This is a genomic window from Marinigracilibium pacificum (assembly GCF_012926615.1).
GTDB classification, from domain to species: domain Bacteria; phylum Bacteroidota; class Bacteroidia; order Cytophagales; family Cyclobacteriaceae; genus Mangrovivirga; species Mangrovivirga pacifica.
This window is the reverse complement of sequence record NZ_JABBNU010000007.1, coordinates 303,542-314,240: the sequence shown is the minus strand read 5'-3', so window position 1 is coordinate 314,240 and position 10,699 is coordinate 303,542. Positions and strand designations below refer to the sequence as shown.

The window sequence follows — 10,699 nt, the reverse complement described above, 5'->3', positions numbered from 1 at the left end:
TCATAATTAGTTGTTGATCCTGATAATGTAAAAGTTAAATCGACACTCTCCCCTGCACAAAGCTGTGATGCATTCGCAGCCAGGTTTCCACTGACAGTTGGTGATACCGTTACTACTGCTGTACCTGTTGGTGTTGCATCGGCACATCCATTAGCATCGGTTACGCTAACTAAGCTATAAGTCGTTGTTGTTGATGGGCTTACAGATACTGTTGCGCCATCATTGATATTGTTTACTGTATAATTTTTTGTTCCATCTGAATAAACAACATTATAAGGGGCTGTTCCTCCAGTGAAATTGAATGTCAGGTTTGTTGATGCACCGCTACAGATCGTTGCTCCGCCAGATAAGGTTCCATCTGGTACCGGATTCACTGTTACTGTTGGCGTGCCGCTTACATTTGTTGTGGTATTACATCCGCTTGCATTCGCTGTGACACTGGTTATACTATAAGTAGCTGTTGCTGATGGAGTAATTGTTTCTACATGACCTGAACTGATTCCAACAAGATTAAAGGTTGTACTTCCGTCAGTATAAGAAACATCATAATTAGTTGATGATCCTGATAACGTAAAAGTTAAATCGACACTCTCTCCTGCGCAAAATTGTGATGCATTCGCAGCCAGGTTTCCACTGACTGTTGGTGATACCGTTACCACTGCTGTGCCTGTTGGCGTTGCATCGGCACATCCATTAGCATCGGATACACTAACTAAGCTATAAGTCGTTGTTGCTGATGGACTTACAGATACTGTTGCACCATCATTGATATTGTTTACTGTATAATTTGTCGTTCCATCAGAGTAAACAACATTATAAGGTGCTGTTCCTCCAGTGAAATTGAATGTCAGGTTTGTTGATGCACCGCTACAGATTGTTGCTCCGCCAGATAAGGTTCCGTCTGGTACCGGATTCACTGTTACTGTTGGCGTGCCGCTTACATTGCTTGAAGTGGTACATCCTGATGATACCGAAGTAACATTCAGAATACTATAAGTTGCTGTCGCAGAAGGAGTGATTGTTTCTACATGACCTGAGCTAATACCAGTCAGGTTGAAGGTTGTACTTCCGTCACTATAAGAAACATCATAATTAGTTGTTGATCCTGATAACATGAAAGTTAAATCGACACTCTCCCCTGCACAAAGCTGTGATGCATTCGCAGCCAGGTTTCCACTGACTGTTGGTGATACCGTTACTACTGCTGTACCTGTTGGTGTTGCGTCAGCACATCCATTAGCATCGGTTACGCTAACTAAGCTATAAGTCGTTGTTGTTGATGGACTTACAGATACTGTTGCGCCATCATTGATATTGTTTACTGTATAATTTGTCGTTCCATCTGAATAAACAACATTATAAGGGGCTGTTCCTCCAGTGAAATTAAATGTCAGATTTGTTGACGCACCGCTACAGATCGTTGCTCCGCCAGATAAGGTTCCGTCTGGTACCGGATTCACTGTTACTGTCGGTGTGCCGCTTACATTGCTTGAAGTGGTACATCCTGATGATACCGAAGTAACATTCAGAATACTATAAGTTACTGTCGCAGAAGGAATAATAGTCTCTACATGACCATTATTAATCCCGTTAAGAATAATAGGCGTTGTTCCATCTGTGTATGTGACATTATATGTAGTGGCAGAGCCTGATAAAGAGAATGAAAGATCAACAGATTCTCCATTACAAATTATTGAAGCATTAACCCCAAGACTTCCACTAACTGTTGGCGATACCGTAACTGTTGCACTTCCGGTTGGAGTTGGGTCTGTACAACCATTATTGTCGGTAACACTTACAATTGAATATGTTGTTGTTAAAGTCGGAGAAACAGAAACCGATGTTCCGTTAGTTATATTGTTTGCGGTATAATTTGTAATGCCATCAGTATAAACTACATCATAAGGAGAACTTCCTGAAGAGAGGTTAAAAGTTAAAGATGCGCTTCCTCCTGAACAAATTGTTCCACCTCCGGACATCGACCCATCTGGTACCGGATTCACTGTTACTGTTGGCGTGCCGCTTACATTGCTTGAAGTGGTACAGCCTGATGATACCGAAGTAACATTCAGAATACTATAAGTTGCTGTCGCAGAAGGAATAATAGTCTCTACATGACCATTATTAATCCCATTAAGAATAACAGGCGTTGTTCCATCTGTGTATGTGACATTATATGTAGTGGCAGAGCCTGATAAAGAGAATAAAAGATCAACGGATTCTCCATTACAAATTATTGAAGCATTAGCTCCAAGACTTCCACTAACTGTTGGTGATACCGTAACTGTTGCACTTCCGGTTGGAGTTGGGTCTGTACAACCATTATTGTCGGTAACACTTACAATTGAATATGTTGTTGTTAAGGTCGGAGAAACAGAAACCGATGTTCCATTAGTTATATTGTTTGCGGTATAATTTGTAATGCCATCAGTATAAACTACATCATAAGGAGAACTTCCTGAAGAGAGGTTAAAAGTTAAAGATGCGTTTCCTCCTGAACAAATTGTTCCACCTCCGGACATCGATCCATCTGGTACCGGATTCACTGTTATTGTCGGTGTGCCACTTACATTTGTTGTGGTATTACATCCGCTTGCATTCGCTGTGACACTTGTAATGCTATAAGTTGCTGTTGCTGATGGAGTGATTGTTTCTACATGGCCTGAACTGATTCCAACAAGATTAAAGGTTGTACTTCCGTCAGTATAAGAAACATCATAATTAGTTGATGATCCTGATAACGTAAAAGTTAAATCTACACTCTCTCCTGCGCACAATTGTGATGCATTCGCAGCCAGGTTTCCACTGACTGTTGGTGATACCGTTACCACTGCTGTGCCTGTTGGTGTTGCATCAGCACATCCGTTAGCATCGGTTACGCTAACTAAGCTATAAGTCGTTGTTGTTGATGGGCTTACAGATACTGTTGCACCATCATTGATATTGTTTACTGTATAATTTGTCGTTCCATCAGAGTAAACAACATTATAAGGTGCTGTTCCTCCAGTGAAATTGAATGTCAGATTTGTTGATGCACCGCTACAGATCATTGCTCCGCCAGATAAGGTTCCATCTACAATTGAAAAACTTAAATTTCCTGCGTTTGCTCCAAACAATCCAAATACATTTGAACTTCCACCTCCAAAAAGAATATTTCCTGAAGATTCCCCTCCTGTCAGCTTAACCTGAAGACCTGAAATAACTAATTCATCTATAGAGAACCCTGCTGATACCACTGAAATATTTACACTATAAACATTGGTAAAAGGGTATACATCATTAATAACAAATATTTCAGAACCCTGAGGAGTAGAATATAAACTCAGGTTTGTTGTATTAAACTCAAAACCCGCTGGTAAAATTATATCAACTGAATAATTTCCAACCGCTGAAAAATCGGCTGCCGAATTTTCCAAAATTGATATATCGCCAAGGGAAACAAAGTTTCCGTCAGCACACACATTTTCTCCACCTGTAGCAGGTGTTACTATAACCTGAGCTTTGATACCCAATGAACTGATTAAAAAGAAAAGAAATAGAAATACAATTCTGTTCCTATCCGAAATTAATGTAGGGTCGAAATGTGCGTAAGTTTTGTTTAGGCTTCTCATTAAAAAATAGCTCTATAAAAATATCGTGTGTAAAAGAAATATCAGTCTATAATTATTCTACAAAACCATTCGGATTTGTTTTAATCAAACAGATCATAGTGTTACTACTTTCAATTTGATCATCAAAACCAATAGTTCCTACCAAAACCAGTCCTCCATCTGAAGACTGAATAATATTTCCAGCTCTATCATTACTATTAAATCCATGAAGTCTTGGTGTAGAATTCCAATCTGTGTTTTCACTTAATACAGCTCCTGCTTCATAGGAATTAATTAAAATATCGGTATTACTTTGTGCGTCACTATATGCATTTGTAGTAGTTGCAACTACAACTTTATTTGAAGTTGAAATACTAGGGAAATAGGTAATACCTTCTCCGGAGCTAATTCCACCTCCTGAAAATGGCAAATCATCTAAAAATACAGGATCGGTTCCTTTACCTTTCGAGAAAAGAACTATTGATTGTTCACTTGTAACATCAGATAAACTAGTCAAGTAATTAGCAATAAAGAAATACTCATCTCCATTTGGAGATTTTCTCAAAGCTTTCTTTGCCATGAAATAGCCTGAAACATTTCCTTTGACAGGTACAAATCCAGCTGTTCCACCTGTTTGAATTGTAAAATCATCAAGCGTAAAAAAGAAATCTCCAGTTGCAGCATTTAATCCATCGGCAGTAGTTCTGGAAACATTTGCCAATACCTCTATCCTTATTTTCTCAAAATCCTCATTGACATCCTTCTCTATACCCGTTCTTAAAATAGACACAGCTTGATCTATTCCGGAAAAACCTTCATACTTAATATCATAAAAGCTTAAATCATTACGATTATAAGCTAAAAGAATAAAATCAAGAGAATCTGCAGCCGTTTGGGAAGATTTTGGAAATACATTGCTACTTTCTCCTGTAACAAATAGAAAGTCACCAAATATTTCCGTAGAGTTGAATCTATAAACATGAGTAGAATCACCGAAGGTAGTCTGATTTATTATGTCACCTGCTATTGAAAGTTTAGTTATTTGACCAAGTTTTGATCCATTATTCATTCCAAAACTACCAACAACATATATATTTTCAGAATCATCAAGCTTTAATTCCTTACCTTCATCAAAACCAGGGGTCCCAATTCTTTTCCTCCATAATTCATTGCCTTCAGAATCAGTTCTTATTACAATGATATCTTGTCCGCCAAATTGTCCGCCAAAATTTGAATAGCTATTACCTAAAACAATATACCCCCCATCAGAAAGCTGCTTTACGTCAATACCCTCTTCCTTTTGCTCGCCACCATACATTTTAACAAAAATTCTTTCCTTTTCTGGCTCTACATTTATACTGTCGCAAGCCGAAAGAATAGCTAAAAATAACCCGGTAATTAATATGTAATTTGATATCCCCTTCACAGCTTCTTATTCTTTATCTTTTTTACTTTATAAATAGAGTAAATATAACCAACGCTTAAACTAAATGAATTCAATTGAAAATCGTCATCAACATAACCAAAGCGGTAAAGTAATTCCCTGTCACCAAAGCGATTATCAACAGTAGACAAATTCGGAAAGCCTTTTTGTCCCCTAACATCAATGATAACATTGTGAATTCCTGTTTTTATTTTTATACCAAACCCACCTATAGCACTTACATTTAACCTGTTTCTAACACCAGAATTCACATAATCAAAGTTCGGGCTTACAATAGGCCTGGTTTCAAATGACCCCAATCTGGTTACATTACCAATTGAAGACATCAGATATGATACATCTCCTCCTAAATAAATAAAAGGACGGATTTTCTTTCCTTTAAAAGTATATCTTAATCCAAATGGAATCCCAAACCAAGTTTGATTTTCTTTTACTTCTTGTTGGTTATAATCGAACAGCCTACTCGTCTTTGTGAAATTATTTTGACTAAATTGGATTTCAGCAAAGGCGTGTAACGACTCATTAATCATATGTTCACCAATTATTCCAATCTGTAAGCCGGGATTAATACTTGAGCTTGAAGAATCTGCTATTGTATTATCCACCCCATATAATTCCGTAATATTAATTGTACTTATATTTGATCCAATTTTGAAACCAAAACTCCAAGCAGGCCATGTACGGAATGAATTATATAAGTTGATAAATTCGGAAGGGTCAAAATCAGGATTTACTTCATAATCAGGCTTAGCATGTAAAAAATCAACCATGGAAGTATCAGCTTCATACCAATTATCCATAAAAATATCAGTAAGCACTAATAGCTTCAATGCCTGAACCTTTTCTTCTTTAGTAAAGCCTCCATTAATACAATTTTCTAGTAACGAAGGAATATCTTTAAAATGACCAACCTCATATAATTGTTGAGCCTGCCGTAATTGCTGACTGCATGTAGTTTCCTGTGCATTTGAACTATACCAAATGCAGGAAATCATTAACGCTATTATTATCTTATTGTACAATTTCACCACACGTTTTTTCATAGTCGATATCAGGAGCTACAAATTGATTCCACTCTTCCTCTGTAAAATTTCTTTTAAGATATTCACACATCCTGTTAGCCATAATTGTGGCTGATATAGGTCTTATTCTTAAATAATCTTTTGATGTACCTGCAATCAAATAATCTCCACCCTGAGTAAATTTTAATGATGTAACCCAACCTTCGTGATCATTCATTACAATAGGTAATTGATTAACATCATTAATTGGCCACACTAAAACTGATTGATCAAACGATGCAGATGCCAGTAATTCATCATTCTGACCAAATTGTAGTGTTGTTATAGCTGATTTATGTCCTCTTAACCTTGCAAATTGTTTATCAATCTCTGGTTGCATTAGCAAGACGTCACTTCTATTGTTTGACAACTTAATTCCGACTGCCAGTAAGCTTCCATTTGAATTAAACTCTAATGCAGTAACAGGACCTTCAAACTTGTGCCATAACACAGGCTTTTCAGCTACATTATTCATTTTAAGAACTTCGCCGTTTTCGAGTCCTATATAGGCAACTCCAGAAACCGGATTAACAGCCAATGAATTTGGCCTACTTTTAGTCTTATGAAGAACTTGAAATACCTCAAAATCAAAGTAACCGATGATACTATCCAGACCAATTGAAATAATCCCCTGGCTTCCCTTATAAAATTCTGTTTCGACAACTGGCTCAAAATGACCGTTAATAACAATTGGTTTTTTTCTAATTTTCTCAAGATTAAAAACCTGAATTGCATTAGCTCCCGTTCCGTTGACTAACCATTTATCATCACTACTAATATCAAGTGTTCTGTTTTCTACTCCCTCATTAAAGATAATTTCCTCACCATCTTCAAGCTGGCCATCATTCCACTTCCACAACATTAATTTACCGTCTGAACCAGCTGTAACGAAAGCTTCCTCATTATTAAAATGAGCAATTGATCTGATTGCGTCTTTATGCCCCTTAACTTTATTTAGTGGATCATCAAGTAATTCTTTAGAAGCATAATACAATCCATCATAAATGTATGGATCATAAATACTTCCACCGTAATTAAAATTGAATAAATAAGCTTGTTGAGCTAACAAACCTTTTAGATCTTCTTCATCAGTTTGAACAGACTTAACTGCCATACTTTGTGCAATCGCTCTATAGCGGGCAAAATCTGCTTCTTGAGCATAAATATTTGCTTTTAAACGTTGCTGAATAGCTTCTTCACGTTTCTGATCAGCCAGAATTCTTAAAGAATCAGCTTTTTCCTTTTCATTCAGTGCCTCAGCTTCACTAATCTGAAGTCTAAGGTTAGCTTCTTGTGCTTCAATACGCAACAGTTCATTTCTTGCTGCTTCGGCTTTTGCTTTTTCTTCGTTATCCTTTGCAAGTCTTGTTTGTCTTTCAGCCCTTAACTGGTTCTGCTGTGCCTTTTGAGCTTGAAACTTAGCCTCTGCTTCTTTTATTTCAGCTCTCTCTGACTCTTCCAAAGCTTTCTGCGCTGAAAACATAGCTGCTTCTCTTTGCTGTAAGGCAAACAATAAGAATATTGTACATATAACAGCAATCGCTGAGAATAAAATAGCTGCCAGACGAGTGCGCTTTAGCTTTCTCTTCTGAAGTTGTTCTTTTAATAATAGTTCTCTTTCGTACTCATCTTTTGAGGTACGTAGAAACACCATTGCCCTTTCAAATGAAGGGTCATATCTTTGAGCCCACTGTAAAGTAGGCCTGTATTTTTCTTGCCAGTTTAAAGCTAATTGAAGATCAGGTGGTCTTAATAATGAAGCCTTTCCCATCTGATATTTTTCAGCTGCATCACATAATCTTAAATACATTTGTGCAGCCTCGGACTCTTCTTCTACCCAATTTCGAAGCCTGATCCAAATCCTCATCAAGGATTCATGAGAAATATCAATAACAGACTCTTCTGTTAATTCTGTTTTAAAAGGAGGCATCAAAAGTGATCTTCCAGGCTCTCTGAACTTATCAACTACTTCTATCAGCTCAGGAACAGAACAACCACAAACGGAAGCAATATATGATAATTTTTCAGGTCTTCTTACCCCAAAGTTATCACTTCCTCTTTTTTCAGTTATTGTTTTAAATAATGACTCACAAATTACTTTTTGATCATTACTCAATTCATCATATGCTTCATTGGCATGAAGACTTAGAGCTTCCTTAATTGTACCAACAGCATTATAATGTTTTATATCTATTGATTCAGCCTCATCACGATTCTCCTCCCAATATTGCCATGTTCTCATTAAAGCGTGCTGCAAAATTGGCAGCTGATCATGAGTATCACCAATATCATTTAATAACTGCTGAGTAAGCCTTTTTGAAATCTTACCTCCTCCAACTGAGATTGGTCCTTCGATAGCCAACTGCTTTTGACCACGGCTTAACTGAGGAATTAAATAATGACTTTCATTAATATTTTTAGTCAGTTCAGGAAATTGGGCACATTCTCCTATGAAATCCGATCTCATAGTGATTGCAACATAAATCGGTTGATCGGTTTGATTAATTGCCTCTAAAAATAAATCAACAAAAGCAATCGACTCATTAATTGCATTTGCATGATGTTCATTTTTAGCTCTGTATCTGAATAATTCCTCAAACTGGTCAATCATAATCAGATAGCTTCTATCTGAATCCTTTCTGATTTGCCTGATAAGGTCTACCAACCCTAAAGAAGAACTTCTTAAGATAGTTGAGTTTATTGATCTATTTATTTCAAATAGCTCCTTGTTGCCAGAATTTGTATCAGAAATTCTAAGAACAGCTTCAGCCAAATTATCAATCGGTGATATTCCAGGTCTTAATGTAATAATATCCCAGTTACTTCCGGCACTTTTTATAAAGCCTCCTTGTAACATAGGAATTAAGCCACAATACATCAAGGAAGATTTACCACTTCCAGAATCACCGACTACTGCAACAAAGTTATTTTTTTCAAGTTTGCCAATAATATCTGAACTCTGCCCCTCCCGACCAAAAAACAGGTGGCTTTCTTCGGTGCTAAACGGTCTAAGCCCCGGAAAAGGAATAAATAACCTTTCACCTGTTAAAAATGTTATTTTGTCATTCGTACTACTCATTTATTATTAGCAGTTTTTGCAAAAAGACCTTCAATCCTGCTTTCAAAATTATTCTCATCCAACACAACAGGACATTCAAGTTTTTCTACCAGATTAGAATCAAATTCACAGCCAGGTGCATATATTACATTGAAATCAAATTTCTGGTACCTTCCCAATCCTTTTGATTTCAAAATATCCCTTACCATAGAATTAACCCATTCCTTATTTTTATTTGAATTATAAATAATTGTTGAACTACAATTATTTAATAAATATTGATGCCTTTCAAATGTATCAAGAGCACTTCCCTGATCTTCACATATACTAAATTCTACCCCAAGGCCTTTTAACCTGGATATTAAAGCTGAAAGATTTTCAGATTCCGCATCATTAAAAAGAAGGTATACTCCCTCCGATTCTTCACTTTTAGATTCAAAATTTACTTCTCTTGAATTCTTATTAGAATCAATAAATTTGCGGACTAATGATTTAAATTCTTCCAAAGGCAAATCAACTATTTCTGTTAATAGTTTATCTTCAGCTTGTTGAATAACTCTTTCGGTAAAAAACCTTTGTCTATCCGACATTTCATCCAAATGTGATGATAACCACACAATTCTTCTGAAATTATTATTACCAGCATTTGCACGTTCTAATGATAAATCATGCTCTAACTCAGAAATACTGGTTCTGAATTTCTCAGATATATGTCCATACTCTCCTCCAAGCATATGTACAGATACTGAACATTTCGCAATCTCTTCTTTTAATTTTGCTGTTAATTCAGCTTTACCTTCAGGCAAATTACCCTTTGGATAAACATTATAACCATGACGATTTAAATCCCTTATTAATGCCTCTCTAGCTTCCAAACACTCATTTACAACATTAGCAACATAAATGTTTTTTGATTCATTTTTATATAGTGATCTATCGCCAAAATTCAGATTTGTATACTTATTCTTTAGGTGATTTATTATCAAGTTGGTCAAATCAGATACTCTTGACCAGAATTTATGGTTTATTCCGGAATCGATTTCTGGCTCATAAACAACTGGAACATCCGAAAATGATTCCAATTCATAGAAATAAACCCGAGGAGCTTCTTTTACTTGATTATTTAGCTCTTCCTCAAAAACAGGTAAATATGCTAAAGCGAAGAGTCCATCAAACCCAGATGTTAACGGATTAGAAGAAATGTTATTCAAATAACTCCTTAAATATCCCTGACATATCTCTGATTCAATAAAATTAGGGCTTATGATGGGGATAAATACATCACCTTCAACTTCATCGTCATCATCATCAGATAACTTCGTGACGATACATTTAATATCAAAAGTCCTATCAAGGAAGCTTTGAAATATCAATGCAAATTGATCAATCCAGCCTTTATTATTGGATTCAAAGTTGGAGTTATCAACCTCTGAATAACATAATATGATTTCACAGGTTTGTTTCACTATAAAAAAAATTGACTCTTTCTAAAAAAATTAGTTACTAATATAGGGATTTATAAAAAATAGTCAAACATAAAGTAATA

The 10,699-nt window shown here is 36.1% G+C and carries 5 protein-coding genes; all 5 read right to left on the bottom strand.

Annotated features, from left to right (window positions below):
- Positions 1–3,611, bottom strand: a 3,611-nt coding sequence (locus HH304_RS13045; RefSeq protein WP_169682339.1) for a beta strand repeat-containing protein, incomplete at its 3' end; no start/stop codon positions are given.
- A gap of 52 nt (positions 3,612–3,663) precedes the next feature.
- Positions 3,664–5,016 carry a hypothetical protein gene (locus HH304_RS13040; protein ID WP_169682338.1) on the bottom strand — a complete coding sequence of 451 codons (1,353 nt, stop codon included), beginning with the start codon at positions 5,014–5,016 and terminating at the stop codon, positions 3,664–3,666.
- Positions 5,013–6,029 (bottom strand): porin family protein, encoded by a 1,017-nt coding sequence (locus tag HH304_RS13035; RefSeq protein WP_169682336.1) that lies wholly within the window; start codon positions 6,027–6,029, stop codon positions 5,013–5,015. Before HH304_RS13035 ends, HH304_RS13040 begins: the two co-directional genes overlap by 4 nt.
- Positions 6,030–6,045: 16 nt before the next feature.
- Positions 6,046–9,174: an nSTAND1 domain-containing NTPase gene (locus tag HH304_RS13030; protein ID WP_169682334.1), complete on the bottom strand. Its 3,129-nt coding sequence runs from the start codon at positions 9,172–9,174 to the stop codon at positions 6,046–6,048.
- Positions 9,171–10,619: a DUF4062 domain-containing protein gene (locus HH304_RS13025; protein WP_169682332.1), complete on the bottom strand. Its 1,449-nt coding sequence runs from the start codon at positions 10,617–10,619 to the stop codon at positions 9,171–9,173. Before HH304_RS13025 ends, HH304_RS13030 begins: the two co-directional genes overlap by 4 nt.
- Positions 10,620–10,699: the final 80 nt, after the last annotated feature.

What these genes read in the sequence shown, in the direction of transcription:
- HH304_RS13035 (WP_169682336.1), bottom strand. Translation starts at nt 6,029, where the DNA reads ATGATTTCCTGCATTTGGTATAGTTCAAATGCACAGGAAACTACATGC.
- HH304_RS13030 (WP_169682334.1), bottom strand. Translation starts at nt 9,174, where the DNA reads ATGAGTAGTACGAATGACAAAATAACATTTTTAACAGGTGAAAGGTTA.